This is a genomic window from Halobacillus sp. K22, from assembly GCF_052246795.1.
Lineage (GTDB): Bacteria > Bacillota > Bacilli > Bacillales > Halobacillaceae > Halobacillus.
Genome location: NZ_JBQQCN010000037.1, coordinates 14,952 through 34,888 on the forward strand (window position 1 = coordinate 14,952; position 19,937 = coordinate 34,888).

Below are 19,937 nucleotides of genomic sequence, written 5' to 3' on the forward strand. Positions count from 1 at the left end.
CCTTTACTTCCTTACCATCATTAGATGTGTGATAAAAATAATAATAAATGCCGTTCCTGCCAAAAAAGGAATGGTAATAAAGCCAAAATAATTAATGTACTGCGCATTACATGGAACTAGTCCACAAGCATCCCCTGCTCCTATCGCGGGTACTTTCTGCAATAAGTAATGGTATATAGAGACTGCGGCTCCAATTCCACTTAGAATCAGCCCCGGCAGCGTCATAGCTGCATTTTTTTTAACCAGTCCGGCCCCATATACTATCACAAGTGGATACATGAGAATACGCTGGTACCAGCATAGCTCACAAGGTTCATAGCCCAGAACCTCAGAAAAGAATAAGCTTCCTGCTGTAGCAGTAAGCGCGGCTGCCCATATGATAAACAATAGATTTTCATGATTCGCCTTCATTCGTCATTTTCCTTTCTACCTCTCTATTTTGATATTATACTAGGGATTGTTTCGAAAACAAAATAGTTTTGTCCCTATTCCTCACTTATCACAAAGTTGTCACAGAAACAAAAAAAGCCACCCAAAGTGGCTTTTCAAGATGTTTCAGTTAGTACTTTGTCATATATTATAATACTTACTATATCTTTTTTTACTTGCGATTCATCTTTAAACTGTTGATTTTTCATAAGTGCATTTATTGAACAATAGTGCCGAATAGTTGAAGACTCGAATTGGAGATATTGAAATAGAGTGAAGGTCCTGCGGGGGACGATTCGCTTTCCGGCCCTGCACGACGCAGGGTCGTTCGACGTTGCCACAGGATGTGGCGACCTTAGTCGAACATCCCTTGTGCTGAGCCTCCTCGAGCTCCGCTCTCCGGGGTCTCACCGATCATGTCTATCCCACAGGAGTCTTCATCGTCCCCTCCGGACCTTGCCAAATCAGAAGCTCAAAACCATTTCAAACATCATGTGCGTGATGAGGAATTAGACCATGTGGTTTTCTACCCATTTTCAGGATGTAACGACCTGCAACAGCCAACAGCCCGTACTAAAAGCATTTAATCCAGATGAAGCAGGAGAATCTTTCTCTTCTGGAAGGATCCGTTCCCCCCTAATAAAGCTGGGTTGGTGGGGAAATAGCGAGACGCCCGTGGGAGAAGGAGCTAGGAGAGACCCCACAGAGAGTGATAACGACCGAGGAGGCTTGCCAGTTCCCCTCAGGAAAGCGAGTTATTTCCCCACCAACCCTTCTCAATTTAACATAACGGGCCCGATTATCTTGAAACTGATTCTTCCACAAACGGTGGCTGGCTTATTTGGAAATACAGTCTGTTTAAAGAACTTGATCTTATTTATCTTTTTTCAACAGACCATTACGGTGGACGTACACTGCAGCCTGAGTACGATCCTGTACTTCTAACTTGCTGAGAACATTGCTTACATGCGTTTTTACCGTTTTAATTCCGATAAAAAGGTTGTCACTGATCTCCTGGTTGGTCATCCCTTCTCCAATGCACATTAAAACTTCCCTCTCACGATTCGTCAGTTCCTCATGGGGCTTCCTATCCTGGCGAAAACGAGTCATCATTTTGGTGGCCACTTTCGGCTCAATCACGTTTTCACCTCGGTAAGCTTTTTTGATCGCCTCGGCAATTTCGTCCGCAGAAGAAGTTTTCAGCATATAGCTGAATGCCCCGGCTTCTAGTGCAGGAAACACTTTTTCATCATCATAAAAGCTCGTCAAAATAATAATTCTGCAAGTCTCTGTCTTCATTATTTCTTCCGTGGCTTCAATTCCCGTCCCATTTTCCATAATTAAATCCATTAATACGACGTCAGGTTTTAACTCTTTTACAAGAGCTGCTCCTGTGTGACCGTCTGCAGCTTCCCCTACAATCTCGAGTTCCTCTTCCGTATTTAGATAGGCTATAATTCCCTTACGGACCACTTCATGATCATCAATGACTACGACACGTATCATTCTTCTGCCTCCTTGGTAGATAGCTGTTTAGGAACTCGAAGATCAATGTGAGTCCCTTCTCCTACACGTGAACGGATCGTGAACTCCCCGCCCACCTCTTCACAGCGTTCTCTCATCGTTTTTAATCCATAAGATGCCTTATTACCCTTTTTGTCTTCTGCATGAAAACCCGCGCCGTCATCAGCAATATGTAAAAATACTTCACGGCTGGAGCTCGTCATTTCCACCTTGACTTCCTTCGCGTTGGCATGCCGGAGAATGTTTGATAGTGCCTCCTGGACCACCCTGAAAATGTGTTCTTCCGTGGTCTTAGACAGTTCCGAGATTTCTTCCATTTGAACCTTGAAATCCAAGGAACATTTTTGCTTCAGTTCTTCAATAAGCGAAGCAATTCCCTGATCCAGGGGTTCTCCTGATAAGTGGACCGGCCGCAAGTGCAGAAGCAGTGCTCTCATTTCTGTCTGAGCCTGCAAAGCCATTTGCGTGATTTCCTTCAGCTGCACTTTTGCTTGTTCGGGTTTCTTTTCAATCACTCGGTCAGCTGCCTGAGCCATCATAGTTAAGGCAAACAACTGCTGACTGACCGCATCGTGAAGATCTCTAGCCAATCGCTGCCGCTCTTCGATAGTCGCCGCTTTATGTGCTGAGCGCGCCAATTCACCTTTTTCATCTGCAAGCTTGAGAAGAGATTCCCTCTGCTGGTGCAGTTTTTCTCCAAGTGTGTTCAACTCATCCGCGATTCCCGAAATTTCATCATCCTCATTAAAATAAAGTCGTGAAGACAGTTCACCTCGGGCAAGCCTGGTAATCATCGTAGAAATATAGTCCATGCGCTGTTTCATATCCCCGCTTGATTTGAAGCCAGCATAAACCGCCATTACGAATCCAACTAAAAGATAGGAAATAATAAAAAACAAGATCGCTCCGGGGTGAAGCCAGGTGGGATCAAACCATACGTGAACAGAGAGAAGCAAAGCAAGCATTATAAATATATTCAAGATAAGCCCGTACAAATGCGAACGGATATACATATACCGGATACTGTTCAGCTGCTTAAACATAGCACTCCCCCCTAAACACGTTCGACCTTTATTGATCCTATATTGAAGTCAATCCATAGAGATAATCTTCTATTTGCCGACTGGTAATCATCCGTTTCATACACGATCTCTCTTCTTAAACCATCAGCAGTCTGTCCGGCTACTTTAATATCCCCGGTCTTAATCCTGGCCTCGACACGAAAAGGCACGTTATTCGGAATAATCATTTTCACATCGCCAATCCACCCTCTTACAATGATAGGAGTATCTCCATCCGGAATGAACGCTCTGGTGAAATCAAACTTGTAATCCCCTATACCATTCCATAAATCCATCGGCTCGACCTTCCAGTTCTCATCATTATAGGAGTGGTCCCCAATGAGCATCTTGGTGGATTTTCTTCTCTTTCCTGAAGAAGGTTCATGATAAGAGGCTCCGTTTACATCAAATTCAAATTTTCTCGTTTTTTGCCCACCAAGAAAAATACTGAAACCAATATATATAAATAACAACGGCCATAATCGCAAAACATCCCCAAAATGAAAGGAGATCACTTCAAAACGGTCCAGGATCAACAAGACTCCAAACACTGTAAGGAAGGAGCCGATCGTCCAGGATCCACCTTGTTTTAAAAGAGAGTCCCCCCACAATTTTAACCCAATACCCGCTAGTAGAAATGGATAAATCGTGGCCCATGAGAACTCCATTTCCAAGGAAATAATCTCTAGGTTCGCCAACAGCAGAATGGCTCCAATTGCAACCAGTCCTACGGCTAATAAAATATTTGCTGCTCTTTTTTTCAATTGAATCACCCTTTTTTCATCCTGCGATGAATTATTCTCTATTCGTTTCTTAAATCCCTTCTTAGATATAGGAAAGGTTCTCCTTATCTTTACTTTAGCGTTTATTCTACCATGTAGAAACAAGCCGAAGATGGGTTTCTTCTCCGTCTTAGGACGGAGGCTTAGAAAAAACAGAGAGGAGGTTTAAATAACAAGTCTCAGGGAATATCTAAACTGTGCAACTTTTTTATAGAAAGGATGTTGTCATATGGATGAAAAAATGAAAGTATTAATCGATGGATTAAATGAAGACTTGGCCAATGAATATGCCGCTTCAATTATGTACACTTATAATGCCGCGGTTGTATCTGGTCTATATCGTTCCGTTCTAAAACCATTTTTCGAAAGCGAAGTGGCTGATGAACAAGCACATGCCCTTTACTTATCCGAGAAAATCAGCATATTAGGCGGTACGCCTACCACCACTCCAGCAGAGGTGAAGCAGCATACGGAAGTAAAACCGATGCTTGAGGAAGCAAGAGAAGCTGAGCGTCAAACTATTAAGCGATACGAAGAGCGTAAAGTGCAGGCAGAGGAACTTGGCCTTACTGAACTCGCTGTTAAACTGGATGACTTGATCTCTGATGAAACAGGTCACTATGAAGAAATTGGTCGCATGCTAAAAGATTCTCGATTAACTGAATAGACGAAGTCCAAAACCGCTGCCTGGGCAGCGGTTTTTTTGTACCTTATACCTTATAGGTGTTATCTTACACAAAAGAAATATCACACAATAGGGCAGGATTGTGGAAGACTCGATTTCGAGATATATTGGGTCCATTACGATATGAAGAGCGGGCTGGTGGGGAAATGACTCTTCTTGTTCCATCACCCAGACACTCAAGACATAAGCCGTTCATCAACGGTTGGAAAAACCACCATCCTTTTGATGCTCGGCTTATGCTGTTCGTGTCTTTCGGGGTGATTCCACATTTGAACACTTTCCTATGGCCCTACACGACGTAGGGTCGATCGACGTTGCCACAGGACGTGGCGACCTTAGTCGATCCTCCTTTTACCGTGAGCTTCCTCGCTCGTTTCACTCCCTGCGGGATCTCACCTAGTTCCTTCTCCCATGGGAGTCTCGCTATTTCCCCACCAACCCAGTCACGGGAGAATAACGGACCCTTTCAGATAAGAGAATGCTCTTCTTCTAAATAGGTCCTAAATGCTTCTATGACAAGCTTTTTCACATCATTTTAGCATGAAATACACTCTTCATCCCATCCTTTTCTCACCAAGCAACCAGTGTATTTAGTGGTTTCGAGTTTCTGATTCGGCCAGGTCCGGAGGGGGACGATGAAGACTCCTGTGGGATGAACATGATCGGTAAGATCCCGGAAGGCGAAGCCTGAGGAAGCTTACCACAGAAGTGGAGGTTCGACTAAGAACGCCACGTCGTGTGGCAACGTCGAACGACCCTGCGTCGTGCAGGGCCGGAAAGCGGAATCGTCCCCCGCAGGACCTAATTCTAACAAAAGTCTCGAAACTGAGTCTTCCAGTAACGGTAGCTTTTCTTTAATAACGTGATTGTTTTAGCCAGAGTATTGTAAGGAACGAGGCTGTCATTTTTTAGACTAATCTAATTTGTTTGAGAATTAGGGTTACTTATATTACACTTTATGCAATCTATAGAAAACATAGGAGGAAGTTATGAATGTGGAATGATGTCTTTCAAGCAATTGATGAACAATATAATCAAATGGTTCAAACGCGGAGGCACCTGCACCAGCATCCTGAAGTCTCTTTTTACGAAGAAGAAACCGCCCAGTACATTGCGGATACATACGAGCGTTTAGGGGTCCCCTACGAAAAAAACGTCGGCGGTAATGGAGTGCTGGCTACCCTTAAAGGTGGAAAACCTGGAAAGACAGTAGCCTTAAGAGCAGATTTTGACGCCCTTCCGATTCAAGAAGAAAACGATCACCTTGAATTCAAATCCCAGAATGACGGCGCTATGCATGCCTGCGGCCACGATGGTCACACCGCGGCTCTGCTGGGGCTAGCCGAAGCGCTTGTTCCTTTTCAAGCGGATCTTCCTGGCACTGTGATCTTTCTGCATCAGCACGCTGAAGAATATGCCCCGGGCGGAGCCAAGCCTATTGTTAAGTCCGGAAAGCTCGATCATATCGACGCTGTATTCGGCACGCACTTGTGGGTAAATACACCTACCAATGTTATTGAAACAGCAAAAGGACCCTTCATGGCAGGAGCCGACCGTTTTGAAATAACGATTCAAGGAAAAGGCGGGCATGGAGCTCAGCCGCATCAGACAAAAGATGCCATTGTCATTGCATCCCAGCTCGTCACCTCATTACAGCAGGTTATCAGCCGCAGAGTTGACCCACTTAAAACAGCTGTCTTATCTGTCGGCACCTTTGAAGCGGGCCATACGTTCAACATTATTGCTGATTCAGCTAAGTTAACAGGAACAGTTAGAACTTTCGATCCCGAAGTACAGCAGTTGATTATAGAGGAAATGGAAAAAGTTATTAAAGGTACATGTGTAGGATATGATGCCGACTATTCGTTTAATTACGAAAAAGGCTACCCGCCTGTAGTCAACCACGAAGCAGAGGCCGAACTCATTTTAGAGAACGCCCACGAAGCAGACAGTAATCTCCGCACGCAAGAGGTTGAGCCTGTCATGGCCGGTGAGGATTTCGCTTATTACCTGTTAGACAAGCCCGGCGCTTTCTACTTTACCGGAGCTCAAATTCCCGACCATTATTATCCTCATCATCACCCAAAATTTGATTTTGATGAAAAAGCGATGAATCACGCTGCGAAAACTTTACTGCAAGCCTATCGCAGTTACCAGGAAAAACATCACACTTCTTAATTATTCAGGAGACGGAGGCGGCTAGCATTTTTAGTCGTCTCTCCTAAATACTGAAGCAGCCGACCATTTGCGATGTAACCGACGGCAGCTCCGATTCCTGGAAAGAGCTGGAGCAATTTCACAAAATCCAATGTATCCCGGTATTCAATTTGGAGCGTCTTCCAGTCAATTTGTTTTCGGCTAGGAGGAGCCTGGTCCCAGTCCAGTACTATATCTTTAATCGATCGTCTGGTGTCATCACTTGAAAATGTAAGCATAAATATGTGAAGCAAGTACACTCTTTCTTCATATGAATCTACATTAAACCCGTAAAGCTGCCCTGCATCAAACAAGAATTTCATCTTAATACTTAGAAACAAAGGAAAATCTGCCAGCCCAAGCCAAAATCCGCCAAAGCCAGTGCCTGCTCCCTCAAAAGCTGCGGTCTGTTTATACTGTTTTAAAATTTCCTCTAACCTTTGTTCCCTTTCCTCCAAAGTCCAATCGGGATTGACTTCCAATGGCCGCACGTATTCGGAAGTGGTAAGTGCGGTTTCAATCATCCTTCGAATACTTTCTGTCACCACATCATGAACTTTGTCAGGAACTTTGTTATTAATAACCTCCTGTACCCTTTTGGAGTGCCGCTGCATTAGAGAAGATCTTTTTTCTAAAGAGCGGCTCCAGCGCAAAGCTTCCTTAAGTGCTTTTTCTTCATAATTCACACATAACAACCTCCTTTATTAAAATATCTTCATCATACAATCAAACAAACGAGAGATCCTCCTATGGGATGAACAATAGGTAAGAGCCGTCAGGCGGAGCCCGAGAAAGTAATCGAAATCAATACTTTCAGTAGCGATAGCTAATGTTGAATAATGCCACGGAACCTAAACTCGCAGACACTGCTTTCAGCCGGTCTTTCAAAATATATTTTCAGATTCTAATAAGAAAGGAGCGCGCAAGTATGCGCCCTCCTTGTTTACGTTAATTTCTGTTTCACATAACTCTGGATAAAGGCGATACTGAAGGCACTTCCTCCAATCCATACGATCAGCAGCCCCAAAAGGTTCCACTGAATAATAAACAGCAGCCCAAATACAAACGTTTGAAATAGCATGATCTGACGCAGCCATTCCAGCAATGCCCCCTGCTTCCACTCTCTTTTTATTGGATACAAATCAAGCCAAATGTTTGTCCGATGATGATTCCAAAGTGTCATCATCTGAAAAGCACTCAAATACAAAAATAAAATGGCAAAGGCGATTTTCATCCATATATTCGGCACAAACCAGATGGCAAGTCCACCTATCACCATCAACCTCAGATACATCCCTAGATAATCACTGCTCCGAATAAAGGTAATCCGGTACAAATACGTAAACGTGTGGCTTTGTTTGTACGTGAGCGGTTTAAGCAATACCCGGACGAGCGAATGACGTTTCTTTACCGTATTTTTCAAATGCGGTACATCGATGAACATGTTCGCAATGCGGTAAAACGTTCTCATTCTCTGCTGGTCTTTTTCAACTAGAAGGTCCCAGGCGAGTCCGGCTTTTTTACTTGAAAGACTGTATGTGTACAACACGAGTGCAGCGAGCAGAATCGTTACAATGCTTGCATACAGCCATTCTCCCTGTGACAGAAAATAAAAGATCATGATGTTCAAAGCGACTTTTACCACTTGGTCAGTGTTCCGGATTCTTGCATTTCTTTCCTTCAGCATCCACCAGTTGGAAAGCATATTCCATACTTTAACCACAAACACAACACCAATCATTACAAGGTAATGACGACTTCCAAGATCAGGATACGAGGCAAAATAAAGTGGCCCAAGCGCAGCTGCAACAATCAAAACCGTGTAAATCTGTATGACAAAACTAAAATACAGACTCCTCTTAAAATACGTATCCAGCTGGTATTCAGCCGGCAGCAGGAAGACAAGATCAGGTTCTTTCAACAAGGTCCGTACAGGACTGTAGCTTGCAATCAACCCAAAGGCAATCCCCACTACCCAGGCGGTCGGGAATGCTTCTGGAAGATCAGCCAGCCATTGCTGGTAATAATAAGCGAGAGCCGCTAGAAAGAAGAATAAAGCTATACCAATATGCTCGTTAAAGATGTACTTTAAGTAACGGCTTGTCTCTTTCATATGTTCCGAAAATCGGCGGTTCCAGAGCTCTTTGGCATTAATCATGATCGTCTTCCTTTGTCAGCTGAACGTAAATTTCGTCCAGAGATGCACCCGGGCGCTTAAAGGAGTGTCTTAATTCTTCAAGCGTCCCCATCGCTCTGATTTTTCCATCGTGAAGAATAATGAAGCGGTCACAGTATTTTTCAGCGGTAGCCAAAATATGAGTAGACATGAGCACACCGGCTCCTTTGTCTTTCATATCTTCCATCAATTGCAAATACGACTGAATTCCAAGAGGGTCAAGACCCACAAATGGTTCATCAACAATGTAAAGTTCCGGCTCAATTAAAAAGGCGCACATAATCATTACTTTTTGGCGCATGCCTTTAGAAAAATGAACGGGAAACCACTTAAGTTTCTTCTCCATTCGGAACTCCTTAAGCAATGGATCCAGACGCTTCTTAAACAAATCTTCCGGTACATTGTAAGCCATAGCTGTTAACTCAAGATGTTCAAATAAAGTCAATTCATCGTACAGAATTGGCATTTCAGGTATGTAGCCAAGCTGCTGACGGTACTCTTCGGGGTTTTTTTCAAAAGAAGTTCCATTAATGGAAACCTCTCCTTCTTTAGCCTGCATCATGCCGATAATATGTTTAATAGTTGTACTTTTACCTGCTCCGTTTAAACCGATCAGCCCAACAATTTCATGCGGCTGCACTTGAAACGAAATTCCGTGCAGGACATTTTTATGGGTGTAACCTCCATGAAGGTTATTCACTTGAAGTAACGAACTCAACTTGATCCCTCTTTTCATATGCATACATTCTTATCAAATTCTACCACAATTCCTTCCTAACTTGCATAGACGGCGGAAGGATGCTGAGCGTCGAGTCACCCTCTACTTTTGTGATACAATAGAACAAAAGTTAAAGGAGTGTTGGATATGTCTGAAGCACAAGATTGTATTTTCTGCAAAATCCTGGATGGAGATATTCCATCAGCTAAAGTTTATGAGGATGAAGACGTCTATGCGTTTCTTGATATCAGTCAAGTGACGAAAGGCCATACGCTGGTGATTCCTAAGCAGCATTCCAAAGACATCTATCATACGCACCCGGATGTGGCGGAGAAATTATTTTCCCGCATTCCAAAGATTGCGAATGCAATTAAAGAAACCTATGACCCCATTGGGATGAATGTCCTGAATAATAACGAAGCCCCGGCTGGTCAATCTGTTTATCACTTACATATCCACCTGCTGCCGAGATACGGAGATCAAGATGGATTTGAAGCCAAATGGGAAACACATGCCGATGACTATGCACCGGAAGATTTACAAAGTATTGCCGGAGAAATCAGCCAGAATATTCCTAAATAACTGTGCGATGTTTTGATTTTTCAACATTCGTTTTGGTATAATACTGCTATGCATTCGCAAGCGGCCACAAGGGCACGTTTGGATTGTAAATTACAAAGAGACTAGTTTAGTTGAGGAGAGATGTACAAATGAATACTCGAGTGTTAGTCATGCTATCTTTATTTGTTGGAATTGGAGCAGTTCTGCACGCAATTGTGCCCCCGTTCTTCCTGGGAATGAGGCCGGATATGATGCTTGCCATGATGTTCTTAGGTATTTTATTATTCCCTAAGCTTCCTTATGTGCTCATCTTATCGATTGCTACCGGTTTTATTTCCGCATTAACTACGACGGTTCCGGGAGGTCAGTTAGCAAATTTAATTGATAAACCTGTAACAGGCTTACTCGTGTTTGGAATTGTCTTATTGATTCGTCCTTTACGCCATTCCAAGTGGGGAGCACCTGCATTGGCAGCTGTGGGGACCATAATCAGCGGGACGATCTTTTTAAGCCTTGTACTATATGTTATCGGTTTAATGAAAGCGAGCTTTTCTGTCATGTTCCTAACGGTTGTTTTACCAACAGCTGCCTTGAACCTCGCGTTCATGGCGATTATATATCCAATTGCTGTTTCCATTTTAAGAAGATCCAGCATAAATGAAGTTCTCCCCGTTTCTTCCCCTTCCATTTCCAAAGGGAATTGAAGGGTTATTGGAAGAATTATAAGGAGTTAAAGGCACTGCATCAGATGTAGTGCCTTCTGTTTACTATCACCAAAGAAATCACTTTCAGGTTATCTTCATCGTACTTTATTTTTTATTTATTATTTTATGTTTGGTTCATTCATTCTAAGAGAAAATAATAAAACAGGAGATAGGAAAGGAGATTTTTTATGCCAAATGCAAAATCCTTAACTTTAGGTATCATCGTAGGTGGAATCGCAGGAGCTGCTTATACACTGCTCAGTGCCCCTTCATCTGGACGTGAATTTAGAGAAGGCGCCCGCTTAAAAAGCGAAAACTTAAAAAACACCGTACTCAGTCTACGGGAAGATGGCATGCAGCTGAAAGATCAGATTGCCCAAACTTCTAAAGAGGGAGCCGATTTGATTAAAGAACTTTCTGAAGATGTAAAAACATCCATTGAAAGCTGGAAAAAAACCGTAGAGCCTCACCAAAAAAACATCCAGAAATACTTAGAACAGATCGAAGAAAGTCTAAAAGAATTGGAAGAGAAAGCAAAATCCGAGCAGCAAAATAATAACGAGGATGTCAATCCATCCGATGATGAAAGTAATAACCATTAAAAAAACCGGAAGGCGGGTAATCGCCTTCCGGTTTTTTATAATTATTCAGCTGCTTTTAGATCTTCAATAGAGTCAACTTCCATATACTTCGGAACAACCAATCCAACTCTAGCCCCTTCTAAATTCGCACCAAGGTCTTCCAGGTTATCCTTATGCTGTTCATAAAGGTCACCGTGTGTTGCTGGAAGCCATGCAGCTACCATCCCGGTCACTTCTCCTTCTGAGACAGCTTCCCACATTGGTCCATTATCAAGTGGTGTAATGGTCACATTAAAACCTTGTTGTTTCATAACTTCTGCCACAACGTTCGTAGAAGCAATTTCTGAATCCCAGTTTACAAAAACAAGCTCAACTTCTGTGCCGTCCACTTCTTCTGTACCTTCTGTCCAAGAGCTTACAGCTTCCTGGTTATTCTCAATCCAGTTTTTCGCTGCCTCGGCAGGTTCAGCACCTTCATTGATTTCAAGCATAACTTCTTCCATATCAGCGGCTGTCCAATTAAACTGATCTAGAATTTTGTAAGCATTTGGTTTTTCTTCTTTCAAACCTTTACGTACCATGGTTTTAATTTGCTCTTCTCCACCAAAAACTTCTTTAGGATCTTCGAGATACTTCAAATCGTATTTAGCGAATTTCCAGTGCGGTGTCCAGCCTGTTACAATAATAGGTTCTTCATTCTCAACAGCCTGTCCTAAAGCTGTAGCCATCGCACCTGAGGACGAGGTAGATACTTCCCATCCGGCCAGGTTTTCATATTCTTCTACAGCACTTTGAGCAGCCTTAACTACCCCTGCTCCTGCCTCGATACCTGTAATTTCATAGTTCATTTCTTCTCCGTAGTTTACTTCCTCTGAAGTAGACTCTCCACCTTCATTACTACCTCCACTTGTTCCTTCAGACCCTTCATCAGACGAGCCACAGCCTGCTGCTACAAGAGTCAACGAAAGACCAGCTGCTACACTAAGGCGTTTCCAATCAAATTTAAACATGTCATTTGCTCCTTTTTTATTTAGTAGATGAGGACTGGACTTCCAGCCCTCATTGTAAAACGTTTAATCACCACGCTGGGTGTTCAAATTCTGGGTAAAGCGGTCAATAATAATAGCCAGAATTACAATCCCTAGACCGGCTACAAAACCTGTACCGACATCAGCACGCTGCAGTCCGGTAATAACCGTCTGCCCCAGACCTTTTGCACCGATCATGGAAGCAATAACAACCATAGACAAAGCAAGCATAACCGTCTGGTTAATTCCTGCCATAATCGTTTTCTTAGCCATTGGCAATTGAACTTTAAATAATTTCTGCGTGTTCGTTGTACCAAATGAATCGGATGCTTCGATTAATTCATGGGAAACCTGACGGATCCCGAGATTCGTAAAACGGACCGTAGGCGGTGTAGCGAAAATGACAGATGCAGCCACCCCTGGCACCATTCCGATACTAAAGAAGGCTACTGCCGGGATTAGATAAACGAAAGCCGGCATCGTCTGCATAAAGTCCAAAATAGGAGTAAGGATTTTCTCTACGGTTCCGCTCTTGGCCATCCATATACCAAAAGGAACTCCGATAACAACCGAGATCAAACTGGCAAATATGACAAGCGTAAATGTATTCATCAATTCTTCCCATAGCTCCTGGTTGGAAATGAACCATAAACCGACAACCGAGAACGCTGTTAAGCCTAGTTTCTTACCAGAGATAAAGAATGCAATAACACCTACAACGATAATGAACAGCCAAATCGGAATACTCATTAACCAGTCTTCAGCAAACATTTCAATAAAATCGCCAAAGTCATTTTTGATAAAATCAAATAAAGGCTCAAATGTATCGGTAACCCATTCAGTAAATAAGGATACCCATTCAGCCACAGGTATTTTAGGAATCAGTTCCATTTAGATTCACCTCATTTCCAGCAAGTGCGGCAATTACTGCTCCTCGAACAATAATGCCTTGTAACCTGTCATTTTCAACTACGGCGACAGGTACCGGTGCATCATGGATTAGATTAAAAATTTCTGCCATGGAAGTGTCTTTTTCCACTTTAAGAATATCTGTGCGCATAATATCTTTCAGGTCTTTCTTATCACTTTTCACAGCTTCTGCCACATCATCAGCCATGACGTATCCATGAAGATGACGTTTTGCATCCGTAACATAAATGCTTGAAAGACCCTCTTTGCGCATACGTTCAAGTGCTGTCCTTGGTCCATGCTTTTCGATATCAACAGTTTCAGGACGCTTCATAATATGTTCGGCTGTTAATACTTTGGAACGGTCTACGTCCTCTACGAATTTTTCCACATAATCATTCGCCGGGTTGACAAGAATTTCTTCCGGCGTACCAATTTGCACAATTTTACCGTCTTTCATCAAGGCAATTCGATCTCCAATACGGAGCGCCTCATCTAAATCGTGCGTGATAAATAGGATGGTTTTCTGCATGGATTCCTGAAGCTCAAGCAGCTCATCCTGCATTTCTTTTCTGATTAATGGGTCCAAAGCTGAAAATGCTTCGTCCATAAGCAGAATTTCAGGATCGTTGGCCAAAGCACGGGCTAGTCCTACACGCTGCTGCATACCGCCAGACAATTGTGAAGGGAACTGATGAATGTATCCGCCAAGTCCCACCATTTCTAATGATTCTTTGGCTTTTTTCTGTCTCTCTTCTTTATCGATGCCCTGTACCTCTAAACCAAACTCAGCGTTTTCAAGGATTGTACGGTGCGGAAATAAAGCAAATCGCTGAAAAACCATACTTAATTTTTGGCGGCGGACTTCTCGAAGATTTTTACTATCCATTTTGGCTAAATCCTGGCCGTCAATGTAAACACTGCCTTCTGTTGGTTCAATTAGTCGATTGACTAATCGTACAAGCGTAGATTTACCACTTCCGGATAGTCCCATAATTACGAAGATTTCTCCCTCTTCAACATTAAAGGAAGCCCGGTTGACCCCTACTGTATTTCCGGTCTTCTCCAGGATTTCTTCCTTGGATAAACCTTCATCCAAATACTTGGTGGCTTTCTTAGCCTGCTTACCGAAGATTTTGGACAAGTTCTCTACTTGAATAATCGGCACGTCTATCACCTCTAGTTTTTATTATTATGGTACGTTTAGGTCGAAATTTTATCCGCACTCATCTTTCCACCTTATAACTGTAACCTATTTGTAATAAATAGTTCAAACTATAAATTCTTTTATTTAAGTTTAAAAATTACGTACAGAATAAACTTTACAGAACAAAACTCCCAATATGTTTTTATTTTCTCCAAAATGCTCGATTTTACTTACTTATAAGGAATTTTCATTTTTATCCAATTAATAGTAATGTAGTGATAGCAATGAATTGAAGGAGGATCTTATGGTATTAAAAGATCACCAACCGTTAGAAGATATTCATACAAAAGTCATAACTGAATTTTCAAAAACCTTAGAAATGTTTGGGTTAACCCCTGCAGAAGCGAGATTATTCGTTACGATCTATATTAATTCTGATTCTATGACCCTCGATGAAATGAGTCAGGCGCTCGGAAAAAGCAAAACTTCCATGAGTACAGGAGTCCGCTCCTTGGTTGATCAGGGACTGGTTGACCGTGTATGGAAAAAAGGCGTTCGAAAAGATCTGTTTCAAGCGAATAAAAGTATCTATAAAAACCTCATGTCTTCTTATATTAGTAGATGGCAGTCCGCAGCCAATGAACAGGAAACCACCTTAAAAAATGTAGAAGATCAGCTGAAAAAACGGTATCGCGAGTTTTCCAGTGAGGAACAAATGGAAGAAGCTGATCATTTGTATCAGCGGCTGGAACAGATGATCGACTTTCATGAAAATATATTGAAAACATTCCATAAATTGGACCCGAAATAAGTAATTATTGTTTTGAACCCCTAAATACGCCTGTAAATATTCAGATTATTTTACAAAAATAGTATTCTTGCGCATTATCCCTTTCAATATGTCTATAAACCTGTCACAATAGATGTAACTTATACGTAAAGAAGGTGAGATGTATGAAGGAAAGAATTTCCAAGCGAGAAGCTATTTTTTATAGTCATAAAATGGCCCAATTATCCAAGGCGCTTTGGAAAGCCATCGAAAAAGATTGGCAGGAATGGACAAAGCCTTTTCAGCTCAACATCAACGAACACCATATTTTATGGATTGCCTATCATTTAAAAGGGGCCAGCATCTCTGAAATTTCCAAGTTTGGAGTCATGCATGTCTCTACAGCGTTTAACTTCTCGAAGAAATTAGAAAAACGCGGTCTCCTTCAATTTTCAAAACGTGAGAATGATAAAAGGAATACGTATATAGAACTTACGGATGATGGTAACGAGCTTCTTGAGGCTACGTTAAGCGAATATAACCCGGAAGATAATTCTGTTTTGCGCGGTTCTCTTCCAATGACGGAAATGTACGGTAAATTACCGGAGTTTCTGGACTTATCTGCTCTTATAAAGGAAATTTACGGCGAAGAGTATATGGAAATTCTTGAACGATCCTTAGATAACATTGAAGAGGAAGCTTCTGTTCAAGAACCTACCGATATTGAAGACTTTAAAAATCAACATAAATCTTCCTAAGGGTATCCCTTCCATGAAGTCATAACTTCTGGAGGGGTTTTTTTGTATCTTGAGAAAATTTTCAAAAACTTTTTTCTACTTTTCTAAGGAGGAGCTTTTCAATAAATTCTGATCCGCTAAACGCCTCCGCCTTAGGTCACTTCCTACTCTCAAACCTCCTGTCACTGTGCCTTTCAAATCCTGTTACTTAATTTTTCACAATTTTCCTTCCTTTAGTCTTTCATCTCTACATAACCCTACCCAAGCTCAGCCCCACCATGGCGGTTTATAAAGCAATTATTTTTTTTACGAAAAACCTATTGCTTTTTCCTTGTAAAGGTACTATTATTCCAAATGTGCTACTCAATAAGAACGCATAAAAAAACTAACTTTCTATAAATTTTCGTAACTTATTCACACCAATTTTCGCTGTAAAGGGGGATTCTATGATGAATTGCTGGAAATCAGTTAACATCAATAAAGAATTCGGTCTCAATCGTGTTTATCTGATGTCATTTTTAACAGGGCTTCTGTCCTTTCTATTGTTATATCTGCCTTTCTCTATGCTGCATGGTACGCATGATATGAAAGATCATGGCTTTCTGCCATTGGTCGTTATCTTATTCTTTCTGCCAGCTATGCACAGGCTTATGCATATTTTGCCTTTAGTGCTGCTATACAAGCGGTTTAGTGTTAAATTCAAGTTCAGAAAGAGAACACTTCCGACGTTCACTTACCAATGCAAATCCAAACTTTCAAAACAGACATCCATGATGATGGCCTTATCGCCGACTATCTTTATTACGATTCCAACACTCATCATGAGCTGCGTATTCCCTAATTACTTTGCTTATTTGGTAATCTTTGCAGCGGTCAATATCGGATTATCATTTCCTGACTTTTTATATTTAAACTATTTCGCTAGAGCTCCTAGAAAATGCGTAATCGAAAACGCTAAAGATGGCTACGACATTTTAATCCGTCAAAGGGAAGCGTAAACCCTTATAATAAAGCAGCTTGCACCCCAGTGCATCAGCTGCTTTTTATTTTTAGAACCTTTCTTCTGTTCAACTACTGGAAATTTTGATAGAGTAGTTGCATAGGGAATAAAGGAGGTACATCGTCATGGCATTCGGATTCATCTTGTATGCGCTCGTTATTTTATTCGTATTCAACTCACTCACTCATTCCTTATGCTTGAAAACAAAGATGTCGAATGAAAAGCAGACTCGCGTATTCCGGACAATCAATGTCCTCATTACAATATTATTGATATCTTCATATGTAGAAGTGCTTATAACACTTTAAACGGACAGGCCCGGTTGCAGCTACAGCCCGGCCTGTTTTTTAGATTCTGCTGGTCGTAATCGGCTTGTCACAAATTTTTAATGAAGAATATGGCAGTCGCAGGTCTTTATGTGTTATATTTACTCATGGGCTGTTAAGATAACCTCTACGTCAACAATAATAAAATGTTTTATAGGAGTGTACGTGAAATGAAGAAAATAGTAATTACAGTGGCTCTTGCGGCTAGCGTATTCACTTTATCTGCCTGTTCTTCCAATGCGGATGAATCAGAAACTGTAGTAGAAACGAGCGGTGGAAACGTAACTAAAGAAGAATTTTACCAGGAACTGAAAAGCAAGAATGGTGAACAAGTGCTTCAGCAGCTTGTGATGAAAGAAGTTCTTGCTGAAAAATATGATGTATCTGATGAAGCAGTTAATAAAGAACTTGAAACATTAAAAGAACAATATGGCGATCAGTTTGAAATGGTTCTGCAACAAAGCGGGTTCTCTAGTGAAGAACAATTTAAAGAAACCATTCGATTCAGCTTGCTTCAGGAAAAAGCGGCGGCTGAAGATATTGACATTTCAGAAGAAGAAATGAAACAGTATTACGAACGGATGAAGACAGAAGTACAAGCGAGTCATATTTTAGTCTCTGATGAAGAAACAGCTAAAGAAGTAAAACAGAAGCTTGAAGATGACGGATCTTTTGCCGAGCTTGCTAAAGAATATTCATCTGACGGTTCTGCTCAGCAGGGCGGCGAACTCGGCTGGTTTGGACCAGGCAAGATGGCTCCAGAATTTGAAGAAGCGGCTTACGGTCTTGAAAAAGGAGAAGTAAGCGAACCAGTTAAAACTCAGTTCGGCTTCCACATCATTAAAGTAACCGATAAGCGTGACGCTGAAGACGTGAAGCCATACGAAGAAGCTAAAGAAGAAATCAAACGTACACTAGTCAGCCAAAAAGTAGACCAGGCTAAACTACAAGAAAAAATGAATACCATGATGAAGGAAGCTGAAATTGATGTGAAACTTGATGAGTACAAGGATCTGTTTAAACAGCAGCCTGCTCAACCTGCTCAAGGCAGCGGTTCTGAAGGAAATAGTTCATCTGAAGATAGCAGTTCTTCAGAACAGTAAATGTTTAATTAAAGTAAAAATCCCTGATGTAAATTTACATCAGGGATTTTTCTATTCTATTGTCACAGCATAACTTTCCTATGGCGATTTCGCCTTTCTTTTTCCTCTTCCATACGCGCTAAATAAATCTGACCTTCCTGTTCGATCGACTGCTGCTCCATATGATACTCAGCTCTCATTGACCTGAAAGCCATAGCTCCACTAACAAATATAAGGACTATACAGAAAAAGACCCAAATTGGAATTCCAAACCACATGGTTAGCTTCCTCCCTGTTCCATTTGTGTCTATTCTATGAATAGGTTTGTCCAAATATGAACAAGATTAGTAATCTCTCTTATCCTCTAGTTACTTATCTTCGAAGGAAGGTTTGTAAAAGGCACGCTGTTCCATCGGGTAGATTTTTTCCGTAAATTCTCCTGGACTTACCTTTTTTAAAGCTCGATCCAGCATATTCATGCGCGCGTCCAGCATATCAATCTGATGCAGAAGCTCAGCTTCCCTAATCAGTGGAGGGCGCGGACTTCCCCACTCCCCCTTGCCGTGGTGTGACAGGATCATATGCTGCAGAACCGTGACTTCTTCCCCTTCAATCTGCAGGTCATTAGCGACGATACGGACCTCTTCTGCCATCAGCGAGATATGGCCTATTAACTTACCTTCCGTAGTATAGGACGGAGCGGCGGCATTGGAGAATTCCTTAATTTTTCCAAGGTCATGAAGGATAATGCCGGCATAAAGAAGATCTTGATCAATGTCCGGATAAAGCTTGCACATTTCCCGAGCAACATTGAGCATGCTGACAATATGATGAGCGAGCCCCGACACATATTCATGGTGATTTCTGACTGCTGCCGGATAACTGAGCAGATCCTCCTGGTACTGTTTTATGAATTGGCGGGTGATTCGCTGGAGATTTGCATTTTTCATCTCGAAAATCGCTTCCGTGATTCGCTCCATTAATTCTTCTTTTTCTACTGGAGCTTTCTCTATAAAATCAGCTTGAAAAACTCCGTCGGTGGGTTGAGCAGGGCGAATACTTTGAATTTTGAGCTGAGGTTTATTACGGAACTGCCCCACTTCCCCTGTCACCTTTACGAGTTCTCCCTGCTGGAATACTCTCTCATCCTCCGGGCTTGCTTCCCACAGTTTGGCATCAATTTCGCCAGTCTGATCTTTAAGCAGGAGGGTTAAGAATGGTTTGCCATTGCTGGCTACTCCTTTAACGGACGTTTTTATCAATAGAAAATAGTCAAATGAATCTCCAATTTGATAGTGTGCTATTCCCTTTTTCAATCCTCCCACTTCCCTTCATTTAAATTAGCAAGAATTTTATAAACATCGTTCTTAGTTTTTTATAAGCAGATTGTCCCAGTAAAGGGCCGGATTGTGTAAGACTCGAATTCGAGATATCTTGGGTCCGTTACGAGATGAGGAGCGGGCTGGTGGGGAAATAACTCGTCTTGTTCCATCACCCAGACACTCGAGACATAAGCCGCTCA

23 protein-coding genes are annotated in these 19,937 nt (G+C 41.9%); 11 read left to right on the forward strand and 12 right to left on the reverse strand.

Annotated elements, in window-relative coordinates; translation table 11 throughout:
* Positions 1 to 3 precede the first annotated feature (3 nt).
* Positions 4 to 411 carry a disulfide oxidoreductase gene (locus ACTWPM_RS19240; RefSeq protein ID WP_443134597.1) on the reverse strand — a complete coding sequence of 136 codons (408 nt, stop codon included), beginning with the start codon at positions 409 to 411 and terminating at the stop codon, positions 4 to 6.
* Between the two features lie 434 nt (positions 412 to 845).
* On the opposite strand from ACTWPM_RS19240, the gene ACTWPM_RS19245 reads away from it, so the two are divergent.
* On the forward strand, positions 846 to 1,016 hold the full coding sequence (locus tag ACTWPM_RS19245; RefSeq protein ID WP_443134598.1) for a hypothetical protein: 171 nt from the start codon (positions 846 to 848) through the stop codon (positions 1,014 to 1,016).
* A gap of 286 nt (positions 1,017 to 1,302) precedes the next feature.
* On the opposite strand, the gene ACTWPM_RS19250 is transcribed toward ACTWPM_RS19245, so the two are convergent.
* The 3 genes from ACTWPM_RS19250 to liaF are packed head-to-tail and all read right to left on the reverse strand — an operon-like array spanning position 1,303 to position 3,787.
* A complete protein-coding gene (locus ACTWPM_RS19250; RefSeq protein WP_443134599.1) occupies positions 1,303 to 1,935 on the reverse strand; it encodes a response regulator in 633 nt (210 codons plus the stop codon).
* Positions 1,932 to 2,996 (reverse strand): sensor histidine kinase, encoded by a 1,065-nt coding sequence (locus tag ACTWPM_RS19255; RefSeq protein ID WP_443134600.1) that lies wholly within the window; start codon positions 2,994 to 2,996, stop codon positions 1,932 to 1,934. The genes ACTWPM_RS19250 and ACTWPM_RS19255 overlap by 4 nt, the downstream gene beginning before the upstream one ends.
* Before the next feature lie 11 nt (positions 2,997 to 3,007).
* Positions 3,008 to 3,787, reverse strand: coding sequence for a cell wall-active antibiotics response protein LiaF (gene liaF, locus ACTWPM_RS19260; RefSeq protein WP_443134601.1), 780 nt, complete (start codon positions 3,785 to 3,787; stop codon positions 3,008 to 3,010).
* Between the two features lie 238 nt (positions 3,788 to 4,025).
* Here liaF and ACTWPM_RS19265 point away from each other — a divergent pair, with 238 nt between their 5' ends.
* Positions 4,026 to 4,463 (forward strand): ferritin-like domain-containing protein, encoded by a 438-nt coding sequence (locus ACTWPM_RS19265; RefSeq protein WP_443134602.1) that lies wholly within the window; start codon positions 4,026 to 4,028, stop codon positions 4,461 to 4,463.
* A 1,011-nt stretch (positions 4,464 to 5,474) separates the two neighbouring features.
* Positions 5,475 to 6,659 carry an amidohydrolase gene (locus ACTWPM_RS19270; protein ID WP_443134603.1) on the forward strand — a complete coding sequence of 395 codons (1,185 nt, stop codon included), beginning with the start codon at positions 5,475 to 5,477 and terminating at the stop codon, positions 6,657 to 6,659.
* On the opposite strand, the gene ACTWPM_RS19275 is transcribed toward ACTWPM_RS19270, so the two are convergent.
* From ACTWPM_RS19275 to ACTWPM_RS19285, 3 genes are all read right to left on the reverse strand, one after another.
* Positions 6,656 to 7,363, reverse strand: a complete 708-nt coding sequence (locus tag ACTWPM_RS19275; RefSeq protein WP_443134604.1) for an EcsC family protein — start codon at positions 7,361 to 7,363, stop codon at positions 6,656 to 6,658. The genes ACTWPM_RS19270 and ACTWPM_RS19275 overlap by 4 nt on opposite strands.
* A 257-nt stretch (positions 7,364 to 7,620) precedes the next feature.
* The gene (locus ACTWPM_RS19280) at positions 7,621 to 8,835 is read right to left on the reverse strand and encodes an ABC transporter permease (protein ID WP_443134605.1); all 1,215 of its coding nucleotides are present in this window, start codon (positions 8,833 to 8,835) and stop codon (positions 7,621 to 7,623) included.
* Positions 8,828 to 9,571 carry an ABC transporter ATP-binding protein gene (locus tag ACTWPM_RS19285; protein ID WP_443134606.1) on the reverse strand — a complete coding sequence of 248 codons (744 nt, stop codon included), beginning with the start codon at positions 9,569 to 9,571 and terminating at the stop codon, positions 8,828 to 8,830. The genes ACTWPM_RS19280 and ACTWPM_RS19285 overlap by 8 nt, the downstream gene beginning before the upstream one ends.
* A 147-nt stretch (positions 9,572 to 9,718) precedes the next feature.
* Between ACTWPM_RS19285 and ACTWPM_RS19290 the strand changes: the two genes are divergently transcribed.
* From ACTWPM_RS19290 to ACTWPM_RS19300, 3 genes are all read left to right on the forward strand, one after another.
* Positions 9,719 to 10,153 carry an HIT family protein gene (locus ACTWPM_RS19290; protein WP_443134607.1) on the forward strand — a complete coding sequence of 145 codons (435 nt, stop codon included), beginning with the start codon at positions 9,719 to 9,721 and terminating at the stop codon, positions 10,151 to 10,153.
* A 128-nt stretch (positions 10,154 to 10,281) separates the two neighbouring features.
* Positions 10,282 to 10,836 (forward strand): tryptophan transporter, encoded by a 555-nt coding sequence (locus tag ACTWPM_RS19295; protein ID WP_443134608.1) that lies wholly within the window; start codon positions 10,282 to 10,284, stop codon positions 10,834 to 10,836.
* Between the two features lie 188 nt (positions 10,837 to 11,024).
* Positions 11,025 to 11,438 (forward strand): YtxH domain-containing protein, encoded by a 414-nt coding sequence (locus tag ACTWPM_RS19300; protein WP_443134609.1) that lies wholly within the window; start codon positions 11,025 to 11,027, stop codon positions 11,436 to 11,438.
* Positions 11,439 to 11,479: 41 nt separating this feature from the next.
* On the opposite strand, the gene ACTWPM_RS19305 is transcribed toward ACTWPM_RS19300, so the two are convergent.
* From ACTWPM_RS19305 to proV, 3 genes are all read right to left on the reverse strand, one after another.
* Positions 11,480 to 12,427, reverse strand: coding sequence for a glycine betaine ABC transporter substrate-binding protein (locus ACTWPM_RS19305; RefSeq protein ID WP_443134610.1), 948 nt, complete (start codon positions 12,425 to 12,427; stop codon positions 11,480 to 11,482).
* A gap of 63 nt (positions 12,428 to 12,490) precedes the next feature.
* Positions 12,491 to 13,336: an ABC transporter permease gene (locus ACTWPM_RS19310; RefSeq protein ID WP_443134611.1), complete on the reverse strand. Its 846-nt coding sequence runs from the start codon at positions 13,334 to 13,336 to the stop codon at positions 12,491 to 12,493.
* Entirely contained in the window at positions 13,320 to 14,522 is a 1,203-nt protein-coding gene (gene proV, locus ACTWPM_RS19315; protein ID WP_443134612.1) for a glycine betaine/L-proline ABC transporter ATP-binding protein ProV, read from the reverse strand. Before proV ends, ACTWPM_RS19310 begins: the two co-directional genes overlap by 17 nt.
* Positions 14,523 to 14,805: 283 nt before the next feature.
* Between proV and ACTWPM_RS19320 the strand changes: the two genes are divergently transcribed.
* From ACTWPM_RS19320 to ACTWPM_RS19340, 5 genes are all read left to right on the forward strand, one after another.
* Entirely contained in the window at positions 14,806 to 15,312 is a 507-nt protein-coding gene (locus ACTWPM_RS19320) for a GbsR/MarR family transcriptional regulator (protein WP_443134613.1), read from the forward strand.
* 143 nt (positions 15,313 to 15,455) lie between these two features.
* Positions 15,456 to 16,028 carry an HTH-type transcriptional regulator Hpr gene (locus tag ACTWPM_RS19325; RefSeq protein ID WP_443134614.1) on the forward strand — a complete coding sequence of 191 codons (573 nt, stop codon included), beginning with the start codon at positions 15,456 to 15,458 and terminating at the stop codon, positions 16,026 to 16,028.
* Positions 16,029 to 16,453: 425 nt separating this feature from the next.
* The gene (locus ACTWPM_RS19330) at positions 16,454 to 17,005 is read left to right on the forward strand and encodes a DUF3267 domain-containing protein (protein WP_443134615.1); all 552 of its coding nucleotides are present in this window, start codon (positions 16,454 to 16,456) and stop codon (positions 17,003 to 17,005) included.
* Positions 17,006 to 17,132: 127 nt separating this feature from the next.
* Positions 17,133 to 17,315: a hypothetical protein gene (locus ACTWPM_RS19335; protein WP_041601224.1), complete on the forward strand. Its 183-nt coding sequence runs from the start codon at positions 17,133 to 17,135 to the stop codon at positions 17,313 to 17,315.
* Positions 17,316 to 17,503: 188 nt separating this feature from the next.
* Positions 17,504 to 18,436, forward strand: a complete 933-nt coding sequence (locus ACTWPM_RS19340; protein WP_443134616.1) for a peptidylprolyl isomerase — start codon at positions 17,504 to 17,506, stop codon at positions 18,434 to 18,436.
* A 62-nt stretch (positions 18,437 to 18,498) separates the two neighbouring features.
* Here the strand turns inward: ACTWPM_RS19340 and ACTWPM_RS19345 are convergent, their stop codons facing one another.
* Both ACTWPM_RS19345 and yhaM read right to left on the reverse strand, forming a co-directional pair.
* The gene (locus ACTWPM_RS19345) at positions 18,499 to 18,693 is read right to left on the reverse strand and encodes a sporulation YhaL family protein (protein WP_443134617.1); all 195 of its coding nucleotides are present in this window, start codon (positions 18,691 to 18,693) and stop codon (positions 18,499 to 18,501) included.
* A 90-nt stretch (positions 18,694 to 18,783) separates the two neighbouring features.
* A complete protein-coding gene (gene yhaM / locus ACTWPM_RS19350) occupies positions 18,784 to 19,731 on the reverse strand; it encodes a 3'-5' exoribonuclease YhaM (RefSeq protein WP_443134618.1) in 948 nt (315 codons plus the stop codon).
* Positions 19,732 to 19,937: the final 206 nt, after the last annotated feature.

Excerpts from the sequence above, each read along its gene's own strand:
- ACTWPM_RS19255 (WP_443134600.1), bottom strand. The coding sequence starts at position 2,996 with ATGTTTAAGCAGCTGAACAGTATCCGGTATATGTATATCCGTTCGCAT.
- ACTWPM_RS19345 (WP_443134617.1), bottom strand. The coding sequence starts at position 18,693 with ATGTGGTTTGGAATTCCAATTTGGGTCTTTTTCTGTATAGTCCTTATA.
- ACTWPM_RS19310 (WP_443134611.1), bottom strand. The coding sequence starts at position 13,336 with ATGGAACTGATTCCTAAAATACCTGTGGCTGAATGGGTATCCTTATTT.
- ACTWPM_RS19245 (WP_443134598.1), top strand. The coding sequence starts at position 846 with ATGTCTATCCCACAGGAGTCTTCATCGTCCCCTCCGGACCTTGCCAAA.
- ACTWPM_RS19265 (WP_443134602.1), top strand. The coding sequence starts at position 4,026 with ATGGATGAAAAAATGAAAGTATTAATCGATGGATTAAATGAAGACTTG.
- ACTWPM_RS19325 (WP_443134614.1), top strand. The coding sequence starts at position 15,456 with ATGAAGGAAAGAATTTCCAAGCGAGAAGCTATTTTTTATAGTCATAAA.
- ACTWPM_RS19335 (WP_041601224.1), top strand. The coding sequence starts at position 17,133 with ATGGCATTCGGATTCATCTTGTATGCGCTCGTTATTTTATTCGTATTC.
- ACTWPM_RS19305 (WP_443134610.1), bottom strand. The coding sequence starts at position 12,427 with ATGTTTAAATTTGATTGGAAACGCCTTAGTGTAGCAGCTGGTCTTTCG.
- ACTWPM_RS19295 (WP_443134608.1), top strand. The coding sequence starts at position 10,282 with ATGAATACTCGAGTGTTAGTCATGCTATCTTTATTTGTTGGAATTGGA.
- ACTWPM_RS19340 (WP_443134616.1), top strand. The coding sequence starts at position 17,504 with ATGAAGAAAATAGTAATTACAGTGGCTCTTGCGGCTAGCGTATTCACT.
- ACTWPM_RS19320 (WP_443134613.1), top strand. The coding sequence starts at position 14,806 with ATGGTATTAAAAGATCACCAACCGTTAGAAGATATTCATACAAAAGTC.
- ACTWPM_RS19270 (WP_443134603.1), top strand. The coding sequence starts at position 5,475 with ATGTGGAATGATGTCTTTCAAGCAATTGATGAACAATATAATCAAATG.
- ACTWPM_RS19290 (WP_443134607.1), top strand. The coding sequence starts at position 9,719 with ATGTCTGAAGCACAAGATTGTATTTTCTGCAAAATCCTGGATGGAGAT.
- ACTWPM_RS19280 (WP_443134605.1), bottom strand. The coding sequence starts at position 8,835 with ATGATTAATGCCAAAGAGCTCTGGAACCGCCGATTTTCGGAACATATG.
- ACTWPM_RS19240 (WP_443134597.1), bottom strand. The coding sequence starts at position 411 with ATGAAGGCGAATCATGAAAATCTATTGTTTATCATATGGGCAGCCGCG.
- ACTWPM_RS19250 (WP_443134599.1), bottom strand. The coding sequence starts at position 1,935 with ATGATACGTGTCGTAGTCATTGATGATCATGAAGTGGTCCGTAAGGGA.
- ACTWPM_RS19330 (WP_443134615.1), top strand. The coding sequence starts at position 16,454 with ATGATGAATTGCTGGAAATCAGTTAACATCAATAAAGAATTCGGTCTC.
- ACTWPM_RS19300 (WP_443134609.1), top strand. The coding sequence starts at position 11,025 with ATGCCAAATGCAAAATCCTTAACTTTAGGTATCATCGTAGGTGGAATC.